We start from the raw sequence: 22,813 nt of genomic DNA, 5'->3' as shown, positions 1-22,813 counted from the left end.
CCCAAGCATTAGTTAGGAAATGACGTTGGACGATATTAAGTATTTTGATAAAGCATTGTTTAGTGACTTAAAACAGAAAGCAGCAGAGAGTCCTCGCCGCCGAGCTAATTTTAACGTTCATAAATCTTATACTGATCTGGTTCAGCGTCTTTTCATTGCCATGATGCCAGACTCTTACGTGCGGCCTCACAGACACGTGCAGGCGCATAAATGGGAGTTTTTCATGGTAGTAGAAGGCGAGCTAAATATTCTATTTTTCAACGATGAAGGCGTAGTTACAGAAAGAGTAACGTTAGCGGCAAATGGTGAAACGAGTGGAATTGAAATTCCCCCTAATACTTGGCATGCAACTGTGTGCCACAGCCCAGTAGTTTTCATGGAAGTTAAGCAGGGACCTTACGAAATGTCAGTGGATAAGGGCTTTGCAAACTGGTCTCCTGAAGAGGGAAGCGACCTTGTACCACGCTTTCTCGCTTCGCTTAAACAAGCAAAGGTGGGTTCTGAAGTTAACTGCCTGAGCTCGCACATTTCCTAAAACGGTGGCTTTCAACTTGTTTTGCGTACTTTCCTCTTTGGAAAGTCATTGCTATTGCTTATCTACATGGTATGGTTAAGGATAAGTGACACGAGGCGGCTATTGTTTTCAAATAATAACCATTAGCCCCCCATTATTTTACTTAGTCTCGGCAGAATGCCGTTTGTACAAGTACATTGTAAAAAGAGAATTATTATGCGAAATGTTTCAACTGGTTATTTTTATAATTTTAATTACTGATTGCACCTGACCGTCGGTGTTCAGGGGCAATTATTGGCTTCTGGGCACTGCAGGTAAGAACGTTTTGCAAAAGCCCAGAAGGTACCACCATCTGGGCTTTTTTAATGCCCGAAATTCTCGGTAAAAAACAATGAAAGAAATTACACTAGGTGACATAAGAAAGCAGCATAGAGTGAAACAAGAAGTCGTAGCAATGGCATTATCTGTTACTGCCTCTGGCGTGAGCAAGCTGGAATCGAAGCGTATTCAAGATGTTTCTCTTCATCGCGCAGCAGCATATTTAGCGGCCGTTGGCGGAAATATGAAAATTGAAGTGACTATGCCCGACGGCGCTACTTTACAAGTAGGGTAGATCAGTAGCGCTCATACACACCATAAATTACTTCAAAGTCTGTTGAATAATTAGCAAAGGTAGTGCGCGGATAACAAGCTGGTTTTCTTGAAATCTGTCTGGGTTGTCCTAAGTAAGCATTGAATAAACATATTTTTACGACTAATCGCTTTAACTAAGGCATGGCTGGGTTAAAATATAGTGGAATCGATTACAAGGAGTCTTACATGGCCGTTCACGAAATTACCCATCCGCTTATTGCGCATAAACTAGGGCTTATGCGAAATGCCAAAATTAGTAGCAAAGATTTTCGCGAGCTTGCCTCTGAAGTGGGAAATTTGCTGACCTATGAAGCAACGCGAACTCTGCCTACAGAACGCTCGATTATAAAAAGCTGGTCTGGCGACGAGGTAGAAGTAAGACAAATAAAAGGCAAGAAGATAACCGTAGTGCCTATTCTTCGCGCCGGCTTGGGCATGCTTGAAGGTGTACTAGAGTTAATCCCAAATGCAAAAATTAGTGTGGTTGGTCTATATCGCGACGAAGAAACCCTTCAGCCCGTTGCCTACTTTGATAAGGTGGTAAAAAATATCGACGAGCGTACTGCGTTGATTGTAGACCCTATGCTTGCCACTGGCGGAACCCTAATTGCTACTATTGACCTACTTAAAAAGAAAGGTTGTCGTCGAATTATGGGGCTGTTCCTTGTTGCAGCACCAGAAGGCATTAAAGCCGTGGTTGATGCCCACCCTGATGTTGATATATTCACAGCTGCTATTGATGAAAGATTGAATGAAAAAGGCTACATACTGCCGGGCCTAGGTGATGCTGGGGATAAAATTTTCGGTACCAGATAAGGCGCCAGTTTCTTAATATTAAGCTTGCCAATAAACTTTAGACTAAAACGCCAAGTTCCTAGTTAAAAACTGCGTTAAACGTTTAAGTTAATGTTATAGTCAAAGGGTAGTCGAAGCGCACGCTTGCTACCCTTTTTTAATTACAACTCAGGGTAGTAAGTCTCGTTAAAAGAGCTAATAACAATGAATAAAACGAAACTTACCCTTAAAGATGTTGCTGAGCAGTTAGGCGTATCAACGGCAACCATTTCAAATGCGTTTAATCGTCCTGACCAATTATCCAAAGCGAAGCGCGAAGAGATTTTGGCACAGTGTAAAAGGATTGGTTACAGTGGCCCGAACAAAGCAGCGCAAATCCTTAGAAAGGGGACCTCTAATATTGTGGCTTTAGTACTCGCCGATAGTATTTCTTACATGGTGAGTGACCCCGTAGCTAGCACATTCATCAAAGGGGTTTCATCTGCCCTTCAGGAGAATGGGAAGCACTTATTACTATATGCGGGTGACTCAAATAGCCTGCTTGATGTTGTTGATTTTGTTGACGGCTTTATTTGCTATGGTCAGCCACGCAACAGTAATTTGGTAAAAGAACTAGCGGTATCTCCTAAGCCGGTTGTTACGGTTGATTTTGATATTGAAGATAAGCCGTCTATTAATATAGATAACGAAGAAGCAGCGTATCGCGTTGCGTCCCATGCATTAAAAGAAGGTGACAATGTGGCCATATTTGGGCTACGCCTTATCGATTCACCCTCTACGTGTCGTATCTATGATAGTCCATTGATTGATGTAGCTAGCTCAATTGCCCACCGTCGTCTTGATGGTTATTTAAAGGCAGCTGAAGAAAAAAGTATTGCGGTAAGCAATGAGCGTATATGGCACCTTCCAGAAAGTGATCGACACTTTGCAAGGCAGGCAGCTAAAGAAGTGCTGACCAGCTCTCCGAGACCCAATGTAGTCCTGTGTATGAGTGATATTATAGCGCTGGAGTTGCTTAACTTAGCCTTAGATATGGGAGTTAATGTTCCAGAAGAGCTTAAGATAACCGGTTTTGATGGTATCGAAGAAGCTGAACGCGCACGACCTAGTCTGACTACCGTATGCCAATCTAGTGCAAGTAAAGGTGTTGAAGCAACCAAAGCGCTACTTAATATGGTTTCTACCAAAAGTACGTTGCCTTTTGAGCTTCGCGTTGGAGAGACCGTATAACGAAGCTTTGCCGAAAAGGTTAATAAGGCGCCCGAATTTAGTGCGCCTTATTAACCGGAAGCAACCTTAGATATGGTAAATGCTTTTTTTAGTAAAAAGCGTAGTTAAGATTAAGCATATACGAAGGGCCAAATTCCCGGCGAAGCGTAAAAATGCCAGCATCATCAATAGTTTCTTCCTTCTCATCGGTCAGGTTAACGCCCTGAAGCGATATTCTTAGCCCTTCTAAATACGCAATGCCACTGTCTGCAAAGTCATAACTGATTTGTGCATCAACCTGAGTGACGGCATCCCGCGTGGCAGCTTCAATCTTATTAGAACCCCCACGTTGATAAGTAAGAAACTCTGAACGGTCAGTCGCGGCCACCCTGAATTCGAACCCGTTAGCTTCGTAGTAAGCCGTTATACTGTATGTATTGTCTGACTGACCTGGGATAGCAGTGCCATCTTCAAGTTCAGCATCTAGAATAGTTGCTGAAGCAGCAATACCAAAGCCATCCAGCGCATCTGCCATTATTTTCAATGGAATATTGGCCGTTAGCTCAATACCTTTCATTTCACCTTCGAGGCCATCTTCAAAGAACGAATAGAACCCCTGGTCTGGCGGCGTTACTAAATCGCCCACTTCATAAGGCGTATCCTGTGGGCCATAATTGCCTGCCACATCTATCACCCTGTCATGAAATCCGGGAATAAAGTAGTTTGCACCGTCATTCGTGACGTCGTTTGTAAAGTCGATGAGCTGATTACCGTCACGAGTCCAGTTGACTAAGTCTTTGTAAAAAAGCGCAACTGATACGTAACCCTCTTCATCGAAATAGTTTTCAAAAGATAAGTCAAAATTATTAGCTTCAAGCGGGCGAAGGGTAGGGTTTCCGGTAAACTTTGACCACGGCGAACCAAATTCTCTTACCGCTTCTTCAGAGTTCTCTGTAGCGATCAGCTCTATATTTTGGTCAAATTTCACAAAACCTGATGCCTTCATCTGATCGATTCGAGCACGGCTTATCGTTTTTGATGCGCCAAAGCGTAAATAACGGTTTTCATTCAGCTCTACACTTACGTTTAAGCTTGGCAGGAAATGAGAATAGTCATCGCCGTCGTTTATTATACAGTCGGCATCGGCAGCCCCATTACCATCATCATCACATACGGCAAAGTTTGGTCCAACAATACCAATAAAACCTGATGAGCTTTGATCAGTTTGCACATATTGAGCCCCCACATTGCCTTTAACATTAAAGCCCTGTAACTCGGTTTCAAAGTCTAACTGTGCATAAAAGGTGGTGACTTCTTCATCTACCGTGTATGTATCGCCTAAACGATCGGGTTCTAACAGTCCGGCATCATTTAGTGTGTACTCGCCATCATTGTATGGCGCAAAGCCGTTATACGCTACTACCTTGCCCATTCCCGCCCACGTTAAGTCAGCGAGCCCGTTATATAGGTATTGCTCGGGAATAGCACCTGAAAAGGGATAAGATGAAGCTGTGGCGAAGAACCCTTTGTTATCTTTTGCTTTGTATCTATCGCTGTAGTTAATACCTACAGTAAAGGTATTGAAAATACTCCATTCAACATAGCCTACCGCTTCAAAGCGCACGGTGGTCAACTCTTCTTCAAAATCGGCGAAGTTCAAAAAGCCGTCTTGCGCATTGAAGTAGCTGTAGGGTTGGCCGTTTGCTTGCAGGACATCAGTAGCAAATTGGTCGGCAATATTGGCCATTCCGCCCCCCCAGACCTGAGGGCCAGCGAGCTGCAATAAGGCTGGGTCAGAAAATGCATCCAGGCCGCTACTATCAGTGAATGTAATACCATCGGCGCTCATTTCAAATTGACGCTGACCGAGCTGGCTCCCATTGAGCGCACCGGAGCGGGCAAGACCTGCGTAAGACTCGCCGCGTAAGTCCCGTTTATTTGATTCGCTATCTGCGACATCCAGCGTTACTGACCAATCATCGCTTATGTCGTATGTTATATTTAAACCAAAGGTTTGAAGCTCGCCATCTTTTTGGGCGGGGTCCGTCCTAAGTACAGGGTTTGCGTTAACTTGTGTACCTGAACTATTAACACCGCTACCGGTAACGTCTGCCGCTGCAAAGGGTTCAATAAAGCCGCGGATAACACCCGAGTCAGAGTAATCAATATCAAGGGCATCAAATACAATATCTAGTCTATCGGTTGGACGCCATTGCAGAATGGCTGAAATCGTGTCGCGTTCTAGCACACGGCTAATGGCTTGAGTGTCTAACCCAAACGGGAGTATCTGTCCGTCATCGTTTTCACCATAGCCCCACACGCCGTATTTCCTTTCATTCCTTGGCGATTCGGTTGAAGCGATGGCGAGCGCCAGGCCTACGGTGTCGTCTGCAAATTTCTCTACAAATGAAAGGGCAAATCGATTACCGCTGTTATCAAACTCGGGGTTGTCAGAATCGTTACTGCCGAGTTCATAAACGCCAGTTACGGTTAATGTTTCTTGCGCTGCTAAAGGACGTACTGTTTGAAGGTCAACCGTACCGCCTATACCTTGTACAAGTAGCGACGCATCTGACGTCTTATATATAGTCGCCCCTGTCATTATTTCCGCAGGGTACAAGTCATATTCAACACCACGGTTGTCGCCGATACCAATAAGTTCTCGGCCATTTAGCGAAGTGCCTGTGAAGTCTTCTTTAAAGCCTCGAACAGATATTCCCGACGTTCTTCCTCCAACCCGTTCACCAGAGACGCCAGGCAATCGCGCTAAGGATTCGGCGATGGATGAGTCTGGAAGCTTACCTATGTCCTCTGCTGAAATGGCTTCTACAATAGAGTCGTTGTCCATCTTTACCGCTTGGGCTCGAATTAGCGAGCCTCGAATACCTGATACTTGTATAACTTCAACTTGTGACTCGTCTGTTGCTTCTTGCGCTATTGCTGAGGCTCCGTGCAGCGCTATCGAGATTGATAGGGTAATTAACGCAGGCTTAAATGTGTTTGTGTGCTTCATGCCGTGTCCTTGCTTGTGTTTTGAGTATGGTTTTTATTTACAGCAGTTTAACAATAGTGTCAGGTTAGCAGCTGTGCAAGTTGGGGGCTTAAATGCTTGAGCGTTATAGGCAGTGGGAAGGAAATTTGTCGAAAGTTGTTAAGCCTAAGCTTAAGTGATGGATTTAAATAAACCAATGCGATTCACAAAATGCGTACTGGGGGGGTAGAAAAGCAAGTCCCTTTCGGCAACTCGCTTTCTATTTTAAGAACGTTTGTCAACTAACAGTGAAAACTGTAATGAAATGAAAGGTTAGGGGGTATTACAAGATTGTTGATGGTTTAAGCCTAATCCCACACCAACTCTTTGAAGTGCTTGCGGCACATCGATTCGTAAGTATCGTTACCACCTATTTGAACTTGGTCACCATTTTTTACGGCATTACCATTCTCGTCCAAACGCACAACAAAACTTGCTTTTTTGCCGCAATGACAGACCGTTTTTAACTCCGACAGCTTATCCGCCCAAGCCAGTAAGTAATGACTGCCTTCAAAGGTTTCGCCTAAAAAGTCGGTTCGTAGTCCGTAAGCCAGAACGGGGACCCCTAGTTCATCAACTACGTCTACCAACTGCTTTACTTGCGCTTTCGTTAAGAATTGCGCTTCGTCAATAAATACGCAGTCGGGCTTACGTGCTTCGTAATCTTTACTTATCGACGCGTATAAGTCGTCGCCTTTAGCGTATAACTTAGCGTCGGCCTGTAAACCAATACGTGATGTTACTTTGCCAACGCCGTATCTGTCATCTAGCGCAGCTGTATAGATAATGGAATGCATCCCGCGTTCGCGGTAGTTATAGGCAGATTGAAGTAAAGAAGTAGATTTTCCTGCATTCATTGCAGAGTAATAAAAATAAAGTTGAGCCATGGTGATTAATAATTTTCGTTATACCAAGAGATTAGGTCGCCGGCGTTCATAGGTTTAGCAAAGTAAAAACCTTGCAAGTAATCAGTACCTAGTTGAGCAAGATGAAGCTTTTGCTCTTCGGTCTCAATCCCTTCTGCAATAGTCTTACAGCCAAACTCTTTTGCCATCAAAAGTGTCGCTCTTATTATGGTATCACTCTCTTCAGAGCTATTCTGTACAAAAGAACGGTCAATTTTAATAAAATCGCATGGCATTGACTGTAGGCGGTTCAATGATGAGTAGCCTGTGCCAAAATCATCAATAGAAACTTTAATTCCTTGAGCTACAAGTTCATTAACTTTTACGCTTACCACTTCTTTATCGCTAGCAAAAACACTTTCTGTGATTTCTAAATGAAGCCGCGCCGAAGAGATTTGGGTAGTCTTCAGTGCGTTGTCTACCGTTTTAAGAAAGCTATCATCAAGCAGTTGAGAGACCGACACATTAATGGATATTGCGAGGTTTTGTTTAAATTGCCAGTGCGATAGATCTATTAGTGCGCGGTTTAACACCCAAGCACCTATTTCCGGCATAAGTCCACTGCGCTCAGCAAGCGGGATAAATACCGCTGGAGAAATACTTTCATCATCACATTTCCATCTAAGCAGGGCCTCTACTGAAGAAAGCGTATTTGATGCTACATCTATAATGGGCTGATAGAAAACAGTAAATTCGCAGTTGTCGATAGCGCAGCGTAAACGTTCGCAAAGTTGTTGCTCTCGTTTAATTTCTTGGTGAAGTGCTTGGCTGAAGACACCAATAGAGCCGCGTTGTTCGCGTTTTTGATCATACATAGTTAAATCAGCTTGTTGAATCAGATCAACAGCAGTCTCACCGTGTTCGGGAAACATGGCTATGCCAATTGTTGCATCAAGAGTTACTTGGTTATCATTTGCAATAATAGGCACGGTTACACCGCTTCTCATGGCGTGAGCGACGGCTTTCGCCGTGTCGACATTCGCGTAGGGGATAACTGCAACAAACTCGTCACCTCCCCACCTACCGAGATGGTTTTCTTCTGTATAGTTGCGTAATCGGTTAGCTATTTCCGCTAGTACTATGTCTCCAATTTTATGGCCTAGGCTATCGTTCACTTGCTTAAAGCCGTCTAGGTCGATAAACAACAGTGCTAATGAATTATCAAGCGCTCGTGTAGTATCAAGTAAGTTATTCAGGTACTTTAAAAAGCCGTTTCGGTTAAGTAAGTTAGTCAGTGGGTCTCTATTAGAAAGCTTGTAGAGATCAGCGGTTCGTCGTTCGACTTCAGCTTCAAGCGTAGCGTTAGAGGCATCTAGCTTTTCATTGGACGCTATAAGTAACTGATTGATTTTCTCAGTCTCGCTACGCTCTGTTTTCATTTGTTCTACAAGGCTATTATTTCTTGCTTTCAGGTGTAGCGTATTTATAAAAAACTTGTTGTAACGGAAAGCACTCGTAAAAATACCGAACCAAAAAACTAAGCCTAATACACCTAGAATAAAGAATTTGCCTTCTTCGTCTGTAACAGCACAAAGCGACATCGGAACAAGAAGAGCAGTAGAATAGAAACTCACAAGCTTTTTGTTTGGTGAAAGTACGGTTCCTGCTCCACCCGCCATAGCTGAGAGTACCACCATAGTTGCTGCAAGCTCTACGGTAGCCATGGATGAATAGAATAAAATTGAATAAAGGGCCCATATTGTTCCAGTTATGTATAAGCCCACAGAAAACCTTATTAGGGCAGGACGAGGGTTAAACAATTTGCCGGCTAAATTGGCTCGCCAATAAAGGGAGTCTAAAAGGCGGGCGATGGAAATGCTCATCATAGCAATCCACACTTGTAGCTTATGAGTGAAAATTGACGGCTCATCGTTTTCGAAGAAAAAAACGAGGCCTGAAAACGCGAATATAGTCATTAGAAGGCCGACAAAACTGTTGCCTAAAAGCATGTCGGTGGTATCTCGTTCTATTTCGACCTCAGAGATTATATCTTCATGTCTATTCAATCTTCTAAAACCTTTAGGTAGTGCCTATTGTGTGCTTAGGGGGTATTACGTAAATGCGTAGTAGTCTGAGAGACTTATTAATCTAGTTTTGATTAACGCGAAAATTACGTACAGCTACAATATAGTACGTTTTTTCGTTGATAGTTTGAATGAGACCAAAGTTCAGCGAGATGACTTGGAGACTAACTACAGAGTAATAAATTACTCCTTTAGTTTTTCGTTATCCTATTAAATTATCTTAATCGATGAAATATTTTGTTGGGAGGTTAGTGTTTAGGTACATTCTCTGCACGAGTCAATGTAATGTTTTTAACATGATTGGCCCTTTCATTTGCAGTTATTGGGGTAAATATTTCACAGCTTGTTTACAATGTTGTTTTTTTGTTATAGATTCTTAATCGATTAAGTTTGTTGCGTTGTTATTACCCTATTAGTTTTAGGGAAGATTCTACTTAGGTTTAACAACTCCAACACATTGCCGGAGAAAAACATGAAAAAACATCACACACTCAACGCATTGACTCTTGCCATTTGCACAGCGTTTACCGGAGCTACGGTTGCGCAAGAAACAGCAACATCTAATACAGAAGTAAAGGCTAAAGAAAAGTTTGAACAGATCGTAGTAACCGCTGCTCCTGGTGGTGCAACGATGCAGGAAGCGAGTGTTTCTGTAAGCGCATTTGACGAGGAAGATATTTTAAAACTCGCTCCACGTTCAACAGCCGAAGTTTTCCGCGCACTTCCTGGTATTCGCGCTGAGTCTTCTGGTGGTGGCGGTAACGCAAACATCACTATTCGTGGTATTCCGCTAGCGACAGGCGGTTCTAAATTTCTTCAGCTTCATGAAGACGGTTTACCAGTATTAGAATATGGTGACATTAACTTTGGTAACGCCGATAACTTTCTACGTTACGACTGGTCAGTGGCGAATGTTGAAGCAGTACGTGGTGGTTCAGCATCAACGTTTGCGAGTAACTCTCCAGGCGGTGTAATCAACTTAATCAGTAACACTGGTGAAGTAGGTGGCGGCGCTATCGGTACTTCATTTGGTGTTGACTACGAAGAGTTCCGTCTAGATTTTCGCTACGGTGGCGAAATCAGCGACGACCTTTATTATCACATTGCAGGCTTTGCTCGTGGCGGTGAAGGCCCTCGTGAAACTGGCTACAACGGTGACCAAGGTGGCCAAGTTAAGTTTAATATCACTAAGATGCTGGATAACGGCCACATCCGTTTCTTCTACAAAAACTTAGATGACAAAGTATCGACATATTTACCGTCTCCAGTGTTAGTGAAAGGTGACGGGGAATATGGCCCAGTTCCAGGCTACGATGCAAGCTCACAAGCACTGAATTCAGCTTACAACACGAATATTTCTACTTTCGACAGCTTCGGTAATCCGGAAAACCGTGATGTTCGCGACGGTATCGAGTCAAAAGTAAATTCATTTGGCATAGAAGTTGACCTTGAAGTGGCTGAGAATTTGTTCCTATTAAACAAATTCCGCATTTCTGATATCTCTGGTGGCTTTATCGCGCCATTCACTGATGGTTTTCCAACTGGCCCTGGTGATGTGTCTAATTTTGCATCTGCACTTTGCGATGGCGCAACCGACGGTGATGGCAATGCGCTAAATTGTGACAGCACAAGCGTAGTATTAGCCAACGGCCCTGGCGCAGGTGAAGTGTATACGGGGCAAGCATTCACAAACCTTCAGTTTGATACGCGTATCAACGACCTTGGCAACATGATCAACGATTTTAGCTTGCGTAAAGAATTTGATAACGGTATCGACCTAACGGTGGGTTACTACTACTCGAATCAAGATATTGCTACAAGTTGGTCAAGCTGGCAGACGTTTATTCAAACACTTGATGGTGACAACTCTCAGTTGCTTACAATTACTGATGCGGATGGTGTTGAACTAGTCTCTGATGGTTTACTATCGGCAAGCTTCCTTTCTTGGGAATGGGATCTTAACTACGTAACAAAAGCCCCTTATATGAACCTTGGTTTCGAACTATCGGACAACATTCTTATCGATGCTTCGGTACGTCACGATACCACTGAAGCTTCAGGTGAACTTATTAGCTCTTGTTGTGGTGGTAACGCAGATTTTGATCTGAACGGTAACGGTGTTATTGAGCAAATTGAAGATGCGTCTGCTACTAACAGTGGTTTCATCAGCGGTGGTGTGATTAACCTAAACCGCGCAGGTGCGGCTTCTCAAATCGTAGATTACAGTGCGAACAACACGTCTTACTCTATTGGTGGCTCTTACCTTCTAAACGACAGCCAAACTTTCTTCGCTCGCTACTCAAAAGGCGGCCGAGCGATTGCTGACCGTTTACTTCAGATTGGCGGTACACTAAACGCGGACGGTAGCCTAACAAGCACTACGTCAGGCTACGATACGACCAAGCAATTCGAAATTGGCTATAAGTACGGCACAAAAGACCTAATGGTTAACGCTACCTTGTTTGATACTGTTACTGAAGATACGCAAGCTGAAGTGACAAGCGGTTTGACCTTCATGCGTGAGTACGAAGCAACTGGTCTTGAGTTGGAAGGGCGTTGGAACGCAACGGACAACTTCATTGTTTCAGGTAACTTAACATGGACTGATGCTGAGATTAGCGACGATGTTAACAATCCGGCATTAGAGGGTAACACGCCTCGCCGTCAGGCAGACTGGATTTGGACTATTACGCCTGAGTACGTTACTGACACCTGGTCTGTGGGTGCTTCATTGCAAGGCTCGACTGAGTACTATGTTCAAGATAACAACGATCTTAAGCAAGAGGGTTATAATCTAGTCAACTTATTTGCGACTTATTGGGTTAACGATCAGTTCTCCGTATCACTAAATGTGAACAACGCAACGGACGAATTTATCATTACAGAGTCTGAAGAGGGCTCAGCTGAGGTGGGCAGTTACGTGCGAGCCCGTCCTTTAAATGGTCGTACTACCGTGCTTTCCCTCAAATATATGTTTGACTAAAACGAGGTTGTTTAACGCCTAAAAAGGTTAGATTTTATCTAAGCGAAATATGTAGCGCGTTAAATACCAAAGCCTTTAAAACGCCCACTTCATACTGAGGTGGGCGTTTTTATTTGTGTTATGTGTTGTTGCTTTTTTCCAGCGAAAGCTGCTTAGCTATGGCGGCGGAAAGACGTTCTAGCAAATGGGAGTGCTTTTTGTGAATAACATGGACTAACTCATGTTCTACGAGTGAAATGTATTTTATCCCTGATTGCTCAAAAATGGCTTTTTCTGAATAGTCACTCGGTAAAATGGCGTAATCAAATCTGCCATTTAACAATAAACTGATGACGTGGTTATAATCGTCAAATTCAAAGATATTAGCGCTAAGTTCATCTGGGTTTACGTGCATATTGAAGAAAAAACGTGTGGTAACGGCTATTGCTTTATCTGGGTTTTGAATAACGTTTTTATCGCACTGTGCGCCTCTAATACACAGTAAAAATGATGCTCCATGGGATAGGGCAGGTGGGACGATTATAATATTATTGTCAGGTTGTGAGACCACATCGTAACGAATTACATCTGCATCTGTCATTCCTTCGTTTAATAATCGAAGCCCTCGCTCACCACCAACTTTTTCAAATGTTACTTCTATTCCAATATCTCGATAAGCGCGTTGTATCAGGGGTTTATAGAAACTAGTCACTCGAGGGTGGTTGAGTTCGCCTACGATGAAATTTTGTCCATTATCATGAGCTAAGGTACAAAACGGCAAAGATAACGATAAAACTAAAAAGAGAGAGGAAACGCTTTTATTTATTAAAACTAGCGCCTTTATCACAGCACAGATCCTTTCGTTAAGAGATGAGATTAACTAAAGGATAGAGCACGAATTAAACAATAGAAAGGGAGCGAGCCTCAGATTTGAGTGCATAAAAAAGCCCTGTCACCAGAAGAGTGACAGGGCTTTATGTCAATGTAACCGCATGATTACTATTTACGCAGCGTTTTGACCGCCATCAATTGCTTTAAGCGTTTGTGACGCTGGAACAAGTTCCATATCGAACGTGTACTCGTCTACACGTACTGCTAGCTTGCGCTTTTCGTTATAGTCGTGAAGCTTAGTTGCTTCATCAGCAGTTACCACACCTTTTTCCTGCAGCTTGTTAAGTGCATGCTCAAAAGAAATGAACGGCACTACAGGCTCTTTGCGAAGTGCTTTCTGCACTTTACCAAGAAGATGCGCCACTGCATGCTTCGCTTTGAACGCTTGCTCGTTGATGTCGTTGCCGTCTCCCGGCGTAACGCGAACAAGGTGAGTAAGCTGATCTTTCACGCTGTTATCCTGCATAGACGCGATTGAAAGCTCACGCACTAGGTCATCGCTAATACCTGCTACACTGTTGGTGTAGGTGTTGGTAAGAAGACGCATTAGACCACGTGTTGCTGTGTTCGGGAAATTGTTGATGAAGTTAACAATTGCCTGATCAGCTTGTTGTAAAGACCACTGCATGGCGTATTCGAAATACGGAAGTGCAAGCTTTCTGTCTTCAATGCGCTGCTCGTAAAAACGAATTGCTGCCATCGCGCCGTATAGGTAACTCATTACATCACCTAGACGCGCTGATAGAAGCTCAGCTTTCTTAAGATCACCGCCTAGTACAGCAAGCGATAGGTCAGCAAGTGGCGCTAGTTTTGCTGAGATGCTGTTTACACGCTTCTCGTACTTACGAACTTCTGGTAATGCCGACTCGCTTTCACGTAGGAAAGGAAGGTAGCCTTTACCCAAGCTGCGGAACGCATTCTTAACACTGAAGCCAACAGTTTTGCGAAGTACTTTGTTGAACTCTGCATCCGCTGAACTTTCGTTACTGTGAATAAGGTCAACCATATCTTTAAGGTAAGGGTGACAACGCATTGCACCTTGACCAAAGATCATCAGGTTACGAGTCAGAATGTTCGCGCCCTCTACCGTAATTGCGATAGGAAGTGCAGCATAACCGCCCGCTAATGTATTTTGAGGACCACGTTGAATCGCTTTACCCGCTTGGATATCCATAGCAGAGTTCATCACGTCACGGCCTAGCTCAGTCATGTGGTACTTAGCAATTGCCGTTACTACCGATGGCTTAACGCCTAGACCGAGACCTTCTGTGGTTAATACACGCATCGCTTCAAGTAAGAATGTCTTACCTGCGATGTCTGCCATTTTTTCCTGAATACCTTCAAAACGACCAATTGGAAGACCAAACTGCTCACGCACGAATGAATACTCAACAGTGCCTTTAAATGCAGATTGTGCTGTAGCCACACCCATTGCCGGAAGTGAAATACCGCGACCTGCCCCAAGGCAGCTCACTAGCATCTGCCAGCCACGACCAATGTTCTTTTGACCACCAATGATGAAGTCCATAGGAATGAACACGTCTTGACCACGAGTCGTACCGTTATAGAAACGCACGCCCATAGGGTCATGGCGGTTACCTAGCTCAACACCTGGGTGCGACTTAGGAAGAAGGGCACAAGTAATGCCTAGTTCTAATTTGTCGCCAAGTAGTTGGTCTGGGTCAAATACTTTAAATGCTAGACCAAGTACAGTCGCAATTGGAGCAAGCGTAATATAGCGCTTATCCCAGCTTACACGAAGACCAAGAACTTCTTCGCCATTGTATTCGCCTTTAGTAACGATAGCCGCGTCTGGAATCGCACCTGCGTCTGAACCTGCTTCTGGGCTAGTTAGCGCGAAACAAGGAATGTCGCGACCATCCGCAAGGCGAGGTAGCCAGTAGTCTTGCTGCTCGTTTGTACCGTAGTGCATTAGAAGCTCACCTGGGCCTAACGAGTTAGGTACCATCACAGTTACCGCAATTGCACCGCTTTTCGCAGCAATTGTTGCAACGATAGTCGAGTTTGCATAAGGACTGAATTCAAGACCACCAAATTTCTTTGGAATGATCATAGAGAAGAAACGGTTCTTACCAAGGAAGTCTAAAACTTCTTGAGGGATGTGCTTACCGTTACCAAGCTCGAAATCATCGATCATATTCAATAATTCAGCTACTGGACCGTCCATGAATGCTTGTTCATCCGCACTCAGTTTTGCCTGAGGGATATCACGTAATGCCTGCATGTCAGGCTTACCCTGATAAATAGAAGATTCAATCCACACGTCACCCGCGTCTAGGGCTTCTTGTTCTGTGACTGAAATTGGGGGTAATACTTTTTTTAAGCTAGTTCTGATACTCATAATAACTCATCCGCTCATCTGACCAGTTGTTTTAGTTAATACTACACCTTATTCACAAAAGATCAAAAAAATTCGCTAATCTAAACGTTAATTAGTGTTAATGTTGCCGTTAATCAGAGACTTATCAGAAAAACCGCTACATATTGCATCAAAAAACTATACGTAAGTGCGGTTATTTTTGATGATTAAATTTTTGTGTGGGTTATGTTAATTGCTGTTTTCAATGTAAAATTTCGTTATACAAAACCAAGGATACTGTGATGAGTCACACACCTAGCAGCGCGCCAGTAGCAATAAGATTCCCTGTCATAACGCTAATTTTAGTCCTAGCGGTCACAGCCATTTCTCTTATCGGAGCTCAAAACTTATATTTCCGTGGGGACTATAAAGTATTTTTCGAATCTGACGATCCACAACGGCTAGCATTTGAAGAAATGCAGAACATTTTCAATAAAAGCGAAAATGTTGCATTTATGGTTGTGCCTAGCGACGGTCAAGTACTGAAGCCGTCCACGCTTACGCTAGTAAACGAATTAACAGAAGCTGCATGGCAACTACCTTTGTCTACAAGGGTTGAATCTATATCTAATTATCAAAATACCTTCGATGACGATGGCGATTTAATTGTTGAAGATTTAATTACTGCAGAGAAGCTCTCTAAAGAAGGTATTGCGAACATCGCTCAAGTACTTTCTCGCAGTCCAGAAGTCTACGGTCGACTCATATCAAGAACAACAGATGTTACCGTTATCGATACGACAATTCAGTTACCTGATGGCGATCAAACCCAGCAAGTAATTGAAATAGCCGAAGCTGCAAAACAAATAAAATCTCACTTTGAGAGTAAATATCCCGACCATGACATTTACTTAAATGGCATGGTGATAATGAACGATGCGTTCGCCGTGGCTGCACAGCAAGATGCCGAAACATTAATACCCTTAATGTTTTTGTTGATTTTTATCGCGATTGCTTTGATCGTAAAGTCACTTTGGGCCGCAGTATTCACATTAGTGGTAGTGATTTTTTCTGTAGCGATTACTGTAGGTCTGACAGGCTGGCTTGGAGTTTATTTAAGTACTGCCACTGTAAATGCGCCGACTATGATCACAACACTTGCTGTTGCAGACTGTATTCATATTATAGTAGGAGTGAAGTACTACCTAAACCAAGGGTTGGCTAATAAAGATGCAATTAAAAAGAGTATTGAGGTAAATAAGAAGCCTATTTTCATTACCAGTATAACTACTGCTATAGGGTTTGTTATGCTAAATTTCTCTGCCGTACCTGTTCTCTCTCACTTAGGCAACATGACAGCGGTTGGTGTAATGCTGGCTTGTGTCTTTTCACTCACGGTATTACCGTCACTTCTAATCCTGCGACCTCTCAAGCCGTCTGTTTCGGTAAATAATTCAGTATTCTCGAAGTGGGCAACCTTAGTTAATCGGCACCATCGCATATTGCTGCCTATTTCGTTCCTCGTCATTGTGGCAATAAGCCTGTTTGCTACAAATAATGTATTAAACGATGTTGCGGTTAAATATTTCGATGAACGTAGTGCGTTTAGGCAAGCTGTAGAAGTAAACGAAGATAAGCTTGGTGGAATGTCAAATATTGACTTCGTAATTTACACGGACCAATCATACGGTGTCACAGACCCTGTCTTTTTAGCGCAGATAGAGGAGTTTTCTAAATGGTTACGGGAGCGAAGTGAAGTTAACCACGTTTTAACTTTTACCGATACGCTTAAACGCTTGAATCGAAACATGAATGGCGATGACCAAAGCTTTAATGTAATACCCGCCGACGGCGAGCTCGCATCCCAGTATTTATTATTATATGAAATGTCTCTGCCATTTGGGTTAGACCTTGGTAACCAAATTGATATAGATAAGTCAGCACTTCGAATAATTGCACTTACTAAAAACTTGGGAAGTCGCGATATAACGAGGCTTGAGAGAGAGGCAAAAGATTATTTTGCGAGTCTGTCGGACGATTATAGAATTGAAGCGGCAAGCCCACCGTTGATGTTTGCCCACATCGGTGAGCGAAATATGAAAAACATGGTGTGGGGAAGTGTTTTCGCACTTGTCTTAATTTCCATACTCATTTTATTTGCTTTGAGGTCGATAAAGCTTGGTGGCATAAGTTTAATTACAAACCTACTGCCTGCCGCGATAGGATTTGGGGTATGGGGAATTATCTCAGGTGAAATAAATATGGCACTCTCTGTCGTTATAAGTATGACGATGGGAATAATAGTTGATGATACCGTTCACTTTTTGACGAAATATCAGACCGCTAGAGAGCAAGGTTTAAACGCAAAAGAAAGTGTCGTTTATGCCTTTGAAACTGTCGGAATGGCTTTAACGACGACTACAATTGTCCTTACCTTAGGGTTTGCCGTGTTAGCATCATCAAGCTTTGTCTTAAATGCACATATGGGTATGCTGACAATCATTATTATCGTAGCCGCATTAATTGTTGATTTTATCTTCCTGCCTGCGTTGCTTGCATGGCTTGAGGACACTAGAACGGCCCAGAAGGAGTCTTAATATGAATTTTCTCTCGCGAATAGTGTTGATTGCAACATTAGGTTGTACCGCTAGCTACGGTTTAGCTTCAGAGATAAAGGGTGATGAAAAGGCCATCGCTATAGCTAAAGAGCGCAAGGCTAGGGATACTGGTTGGGGCGCTAACGAGGCAAAGGTTCTGATGCTTTTAAAAAACTCGCAGGGAAAAGAAGCGACGAGAAAACTTGAAGTTAAGTCTCTGGAAGTAAAAGATGACGGAGATAAAGCACTTACCGTTTTTGAGTCTCCTAGAGATGTAAAGGGCACTGCATTTTTAAGTTTCTCGCATGCGCTTGAAGCTGATGAACAATGGATATTCTTGCCAGCGTTGAAGCGTGTAAAGCGTATATCATCGCAAAGCAAAAGCGGCCCTTTCGTAGGTAGTGAGTTTGCATTTGAAGATATGACATCGTACGAAGTGGAAAAGTTTTCGTACACATTCTTAGGAGAAGAAGAAATAAACGGGGAGGCCTGTTTCGTTTTAAAGCAGGTTCCAGAATATGATTTCTCGGGATACTCTTATCAAAAAGTTTGGATAGATAAATCACATTATCGTGTTCAGAAAGTTGAGTTTTTTGACCGTAAAGAGTCGTTGTTAAAAACGCTTTATTTGTCTGATTACAAACAATACAAAAACAAATTTTGGCGTCCTATGAAAAGCTTGATGCGAAATGTACAAACTAAGAAGTCGACGTCTTTGATTACCGAAGAATTAACGTTCGACACAGATTTACAAGAAAGTGACTTCGACAAAAACAGATTAAAGAGAGCTCGATGATTAGAAAAGCGGTTGCACTGTCACTAATTATTAACTTTACCTCTTTCGCCAATTCTGCAGAATTCACCGGCTCTGCAGGCCTTGATTTGCGTTATTATTTGCAGGATTCGTTGTATCCGCAGCAAGAGCGTACGTATGCTTCAGCGTATCTTTCTCCCGAAATCTATGCTGAGTTCAACGATGGCCAAGATACGCTAATTTTCAATCCTTTTTATCGTGTGGATGAGCACGATAGTGAACGCACCCATGGCGATATTAGAGAATTGCAGTGGGCGCATTACAGAGATACTTGGGAAACTAAGATTGGCATAGGTAAGGTGTTTTGGGGGCAAACTGAATCTGTGCACCTCGTGGACATTATCAACCAAACCGATTCGGTAGAGTCTGTAGATGGTGAAGCCAAGTTAGGCCAACCTATGGTGAACGTTTCATATTTTACAGAATATGGGAATTTTTCAGTTTTCGTATTGCCCTATTTCCGCGAGCGAACGTTTCAAAGTACTGAGGGAAGGCTTCGCCCGCCATTGGCGATTTCAGATGCTATTTACGAATCAGCAAGTGAAGAGAGTAACCTTGATTACGCGCTTAGGTGGCAATCTTCGATCGATGACTGGGAAGTAGGGCTTTCGTATTTTTCCGGTACCACAAGGGAACCTGAACTAATTACACAAGTTTCCGATTCAGGAATACTGTCTATAAATCCATATTACGCTCAGATAGAACAAGTAGGTTTAGATTTACTTAAGGTTAGCGGAGCATGGCTGCTCAAAATGGAAAGTATTTATAGACAGGGGCAGTCTGAAGACTTTGCGGCACTGGTTGCTGGGTTCGAGTATACTCAGGAAGGTGTATTTGGCAGCAGGTATGGTCTTGGTTATTTAGCTGAGTATCAATATGATGAGCGGGACGATAACTTCTTTGCTATAGCTCAGAATGATGTAATGCTTGGTTTGCGTATTATGGCTAACGATATTGCCGGTAGTGAAATACTTGTGGGGTTTGTAAAAGACTTAGATGCTACGTCAACGTACTCTGCCTATATCGAAGCAAGTAGTAGATTGTCAGCGAACTGGCGATGGTCGTTAGATGGGTATTTTTTCTCATCTGATGACCAAGATGACCCCTTCTTTTTCTTAAGAAGAGATGACCATATAGAATTTTCACTAGAGTACTATTTTTGAGGGAAAAAAATAGATGAATCGGTTTTTATGGATGCTTGGTGCGATGGCGCTTGGAGTTTCTCAAGCGAATGCTGCACCTAAAACTTATGGATTAGCTACGGTAGCTTATAACGACTTCGAAGCGTCAACCACAAGCGACAGCGAATTTGCTTATAGCCTTGCCTTCGGTAAACAAATACATAGGCAATGGTACGCGGAAGCTGGTTATATCAGTCTTTTTGACTATGAAAAAAATGAGAATGACAATAAGGGCGATGCCCTCTATCTTGCTCTCTTAGGTAAGGCGAGTGGTGGCACAGGGGAGTTATTCTACAAACTAGGTATTGCTAAAGTAGATGTGGATCTTTCTTCAGAGTGTTCTGACGCTGGGGTTGTTACGCAATGCCGAGCTTCGGAAAGCATTGCAGCTGGAATCGCTGGTTTAGGGTTTGACTATTATGTCGGCCTTAGCTCTATGATTCGCTTAGAATATGTTCATATGACGGGTGAAGACAGCTTTTCTACAAATATGGTTAACGTCGGTTTCAGATATAACTTCAATTGATCTTTAGTATTTTAAATCCAAAAGCCGCTTGTTGATGTAAAAGTAAGTAAATTCACAACTATGGATTTACAATGAAAAACGAATTAGACAGCAAGTTCTTACTTCAAGTTTTCGATAAGATTCGCCAACATGGTGCAAAAGAAAACGAACAGTATAAGCTTAAAGGGATAACTGCTTTTACTGACCATGACGGGTATACGCTGTACATTGAAGACGTGAATGTGAAGCTCCAGTTTGGTTTTCATAATCAGTATCACTTTGATTATGATTCAAAAGATCAGTACGAATCTTTTGAGAAGAAACTAAAGGAAATTGATAAAGAGTTCTGAGTAACGGCTCCTTTCATTTTTGCTACAGCAAGCTAAAACAGACAATTGTGTAAACGCATAGGCTAGGTGGTGATATTTAGCGAATAATTTAATCCTGTCACTGCCTGCCTTACGTCTTTTTTGTTCCCTTTTATCCCAATCATCCTGTTGGTTAACTGGCCCAATTAGCCCCGCTAAAAACCTTCTGCTACAATGCCGCCCACTTCACTTAATAGGAAATATACATTGGCGGCGGCAATTAAAGCTCCTAAGTTTAAATTGGCATTTCTTGGCCCTAAGTTCTGGCCCGTTTGGTTGGGCGTTTTTATTCTATATGCTATTACTTGGCTACCATTACCTGTTATCCGCACTATTGGGGGCGGCACAGGAAAGCTGATTGCTCTTGTTGTGCCTAAACGAGCGAAAGTTGCAAAACGAAATTTACAACTTTGGAACCCGTCATTGTCTGAAAGTGAAATTGAAGCACTTTATAAAGAAAACATACGTAGAACAGGTATGGCACTGTTCGAAACCGCCATGGGGTGGTGGTGGCCTGACTGGCGGGTCAAACGCGCTATTGAAATAGAGGGCACTGAACATGTGGAAGCTGCCCTTGCTGAAGGCAAAGGCGTTTTTGGTATGGCGCTACATAATATGAACTTAGAGTTTGCGTGTCGTGGCATAGGTTTTTACCACCCTAGTATTGCCTTTTACAGAAAGCACAACAACCCGTTAGTCGATTATCTTCAGTATCACGGGCGCAACCGCTCTAATAAATACATGATTGATAAACGAAATGCTAAGGCGCTTATTGCAGCACTTGATGATAAAGAGTTATGCCTGTATCTGCCCGACCAAGATTACGGCCCTAGGCAGAGCATTTTTGTGCCATTTGGTGGCGTAAAAGAAACGGCTACAACAACGGCGACGCTTATGTTTATAAGGCGCACAAACTCTGAACCTATGATCATAACGTCTCAATACACCAAACGCGGCTATAAGATAAAAATATACCCACCACTTTCTGAACTTGGTGCAATGGAAGATGCAGAGGCTTTAACTCTTTTAAATCAACACGTTGATAGCGCAGTGAAGGAGCAACCAGAGAGCTATTTATGGATGCACAAGCGTTTCAAAACACGCCCTGAGAATAATCCAGAATCTCTCTATAAGTCATTGTAAGCGCTAAACTGAAAGCCAATTTAACGAAAAAAGTACGCACAGTGGTTGAGCATAATTATAGCGTGAGATTTGACAACATTTGGCAGAGTGTTGAGTTTTGTAACCTGGCAATAGGTGACTAAAGTGCATAACCATTGCTTATATCGTGATTGACCGCAACCTGTTTGCTCTTACAAAAATAGATAAATAGGATAAAGGCGTATTAGAGCCGATTCGTCTAATATAAACAAATCGGGTTGGTTCGAGCTGCGTTAAAAACGCTTCGAACTTGTTTAAGTGTATTTACAGATTGGTAGGTTATGGGACAGACGAGTTATTCAAGCTCTTCATTTTGGGCAAAGCAGATAGGTATTGCGGTAGTGCTTGTTATTGCCGCAGGCGTACTGATTTATATGCTACAGACACACGAACAGTCACCTACACCTGCATCACAAAAAGAAGAGAAATCTGTTTCAAAGGGCCTTAGCGAGTTTTACCGTGACTTTCGTATGTCTTCAACTGACCCATTAGAGGATGAACAGGGTGATTTCGTGCTTGATATTGCCGGAGTAGATCCTAACCTAGACAGCAAGTTAGCAAATATGTCCAGTCAAACGCGTCCGGTTGACAAGAACTGGACTGGCGAACACAAATACCGAACCTTCAAAGAAGGCAACACGCTTCGCGAGGCTATTTCACAATATGCTCAAGCGGAAGGGATGCAGTTAATTTGGAATTTGGAACAAGACTTTGTTATTAAGCATCAATTTCAATTAGACAACACAGTTGCCGGTTCTTTAGCTAAAATAGCAAGCGCCATCGACAGTAGTTTCGAAGGCGAAGTTCAAGCTTATCTATGTGCAGAGCAGCGCTCTTTAGTTGTTACAGCTCAAGAGACCGATTTTCTAAAAAATCAATGTCGCCGGGTTCGCGGGTAGCTCG

General features: G+C 42.9%; 17 protein-coding genes. 12 read left to right on the top strand and 5 right to left on the bottom strand.

Annotated features, from left to right (window positions below; genetic code table 11):
* The first annotated feature begins 25 nt into the window (after positions 1-25).
* The 4 genes from PCAR9_RS14060 to PCAR9_RS14045 all read left to right on the top strand — a co-directional run bounded on the left by PCAR9_RS14060 (position 26) and on the right by PCAR9_RS14045 (position 3,172).
* Complete coding sequence (locus PCAR9_RS14060; RefSeq protein ID WP_232091210.1) at positions 26-535, top strand: WbuC family cupin fold metalloprotein; 510 nt, start codon at positions 26-28, stop codon at positions 533-535.
* A 370-nt stretch (positions 536-905) separates the two neighbouring features.
* Positions 906-1,127, top strand: a complete 222-nt coding sequence (locus tag PCAR9_RS14055) for a helix-turn-helix domain-containing protein (protein ID WP_015067690.1) — start codon at positions 906-908, stop codon at positions 1,125-1,127.
* Positions 1,128-1,333: 206 nt separating this feature from the next.
* The gene (gene upp / locus PCAR9_RS14050; RefSeq protein WP_179984135.1) at positions 1,334-1,963 is read left to right on the top strand and encodes a uracil phosphoribosyltransferase; all 630 of its coding nucleotides are present in this window, start codon (positions 1,334-1,336) and stop codon (positions 1,961-1,963) included.
* A gap of 183 nt (positions 1,964-2,146) precedes the next feature.
* Positions 2,147-3,172 (top strand): LacI family DNA-binding transcriptional regulator, encoded by a 1,026-nt coding sequence (locus tag PCAR9_RS14045; protein WP_179984134.1) that lies wholly within the window; start codon positions 2,147-2,149, stop codon positions 3,170-3,172.
* An 88-nt stretch (positions 3,173-3,260) separates the two neighbouring features.
* On the opposite strand, the gene PCAR9_RS14040 is transcribed toward PCAR9_RS14045, so the two are convergent.
* The 3 genes from PCAR9_RS14040 to PCAR9_RS14030 form a co-directional block, all read right to left on the bottom strand.
* Positions 3,261-6,164, bottom strand: coding sequence for a TonB-dependent receptor (locus PCAR9_RS14040; RefSeq protein ID WP_179984133.1), 2,904 nt, complete (start codon positions 6,162-6,164; stop codon positions 3,261-3,263).
* Positions 6,165-6,490: 326 nt separating this feature from the next.
* Positions 6,491-7,069, bottom strand: coding sequence for a thymidine kinase (locus PCAR9_RS14035; RefSeq protein WP_179984132.1), 579 nt, complete (start codon positions 7,067-7,069; stop codon positions 6,491-6,493).
* Positions 7,070-7,074: 5 nt separating this feature from the next.
* Positions 7,075-9,093: a putative bifunctional diguanylate cyclase/phosphodiesterase gene (locus PCAR9_RS14030; protein ID WP_179984131.1), complete on the bottom strand. Its 2,019-nt coding sequence runs from the start codon at positions 9,091-9,093 to the stop codon at positions 7,075-7,077.
* A gap of 490 nt (positions 9,094-9,583) precedes the next feature.
* Between PCAR9_RS14030 and PCAR9_RS14025 the strand changes: the two genes are divergently transcribed.
* On the top strand, positions 9,584-12,094 hold the full coding sequence (locus tag PCAR9_RS14025; RefSeq protein WP_179984130.1) for a TonB-dependent receptor: 2,511 nt from the start codon (positions 9,584-9,586) through the stop codon (positions 12,092-12,094).
* Positions 12,095-12,212: 118 nt separating this feature from the next.
* On the opposite strand, the gene PCAR9_RS14020 is transcribed toward PCAR9_RS14025, so the two are convergent.
* The gene (locus PCAR9_RS14020; RefSeq protein WP_179984129.1) at positions 12,213-12,920 is read right to left on the bottom strand and encodes a transporter substrate-binding domain-containing protein; all 708 of its coding nucleotides are present in this window, start codon (positions 12,918-12,920) and stop codon (positions 12,213-12,215) included.
* Positions 12,921-13,076: 156 nt separating this feature from the next.
* Positions 13,077-15,326 carry an acyl-CoA dehydrogenase gene (locus PCAR9_RS14015; protein ID WP_179984128.1) on the bottom strand — a complete coding sequence of 750 codons (2,250 nt, stop codon included), beginning with the start codon at positions 15,324-15,326 and terminating at the stop codon, positions 13,077-13,079.
* 260 nt (positions 15,327-15,586) lie between these two features.
* Between PCAR9_RS14015 and PCAR9_RS14010 the strand changes: the two genes are divergently transcribed.
* The 7 genes from PCAR9_RS14010 to PCAR9_RS13980 all read left to right on the top strand — a co-directional run bounded on the left by PCAR9_RS14010 (position 15,587) and on the right by PCAR9_RS13980 (position 22,809).
* Complete coding sequence (locus tag PCAR9_RS14010) at positions 15,587-17,881, top strand: efflux RND transporter permease subunit (protein WP_179984127.1); 2,295 nt, start codon at positions 15,587-15,589, stop codon at positions 17,879-17,881.
* Between the two features lies 1 nt (position 17,882).
* Complete coding sequence (locus PCAR9_RS14005; RefSeq protein ID WP_179984126.1) at positions 17,883-18,677, top strand: outer membrane lipoprotein-sorting protein; 795 nt, start codon at positions 17,883-17,885, stop codon at positions 18,675-18,677.
* The gene (locus PCAR9_RS14000) at positions 18,674-19,858 is read left to right on the top strand and encodes a hypothetical protein (RefSeq protein WP_179984125.1); all 1,185 of its coding nucleotides are present in this window, start codon (positions 18,674-18,676) and stop codon (positions 19,856-19,858) included. Before PCAR9_RS14005 ends, PCAR9_RS14000 begins: the two co-directional genes overlap by 4 nt.
* Positions 19,859-19,871: 13 nt before the next feature.
* Positions 19,872-20,402, top strand: coding sequence for a hypothetical protein (locus PCAR9_RS13995; protein WP_179984124.1), 531 nt, complete (start codon positions 19,872-19,874; stop codon positions 20,400-20,402).
* 71 nt (positions 20,403-20,473) lie between these two features.
* The gene (locus tag PCAR9_RS13990) at positions 20,474-20,731 is read left to right on the top strand and encodes a DUF3081 family protein (RefSeq protein ID WP_179984123.1); all 258 of its coding nucleotides are present in this window, start codon (positions 20,474-20,476) and stop codon (positions 20,729-20,731) included.
* 225 nt (positions 20,732-20,956) lie between these two features.
* A complete protein-coding gene (gene lpxL, locus PCAR9_RS13985) occupies positions 20,957-21,892 on the top strand; it encodes an LpxL/LpxP family Kdo(2)-lipid IV(A) lauroyl/palmitoleoyl acyltransferase (protein WP_179984122.1) in 936 nt (311 codons plus the stop codon).
* Positions 21,893-22,191: 299 nt separating this feature from the next.
* A complete protein-coding gene (locus tag PCAR9_RS13980; protein WP_179984121.1) occupies positions 22,192-22,809 on the top strand; it encodes a TcpQ domain-containing protein in 618 nt (205 codons plus the stop codon).
* Positions 22,810-22,813: the final 4 nt, after the last annotated feature.

It is taken from the genome of Alteromonas macleodii (assembly GCF_903772925.1).
GTDB lineage: Bacteria > Pseudomonadota > Gammaproteobacteria > Enterobacterales > Alteromonadaceae > Alteromonas > Alteromonas macleodii_A.
This window is presented reverse-complemented; position numbering and strand designations above follow the sequence as displayed.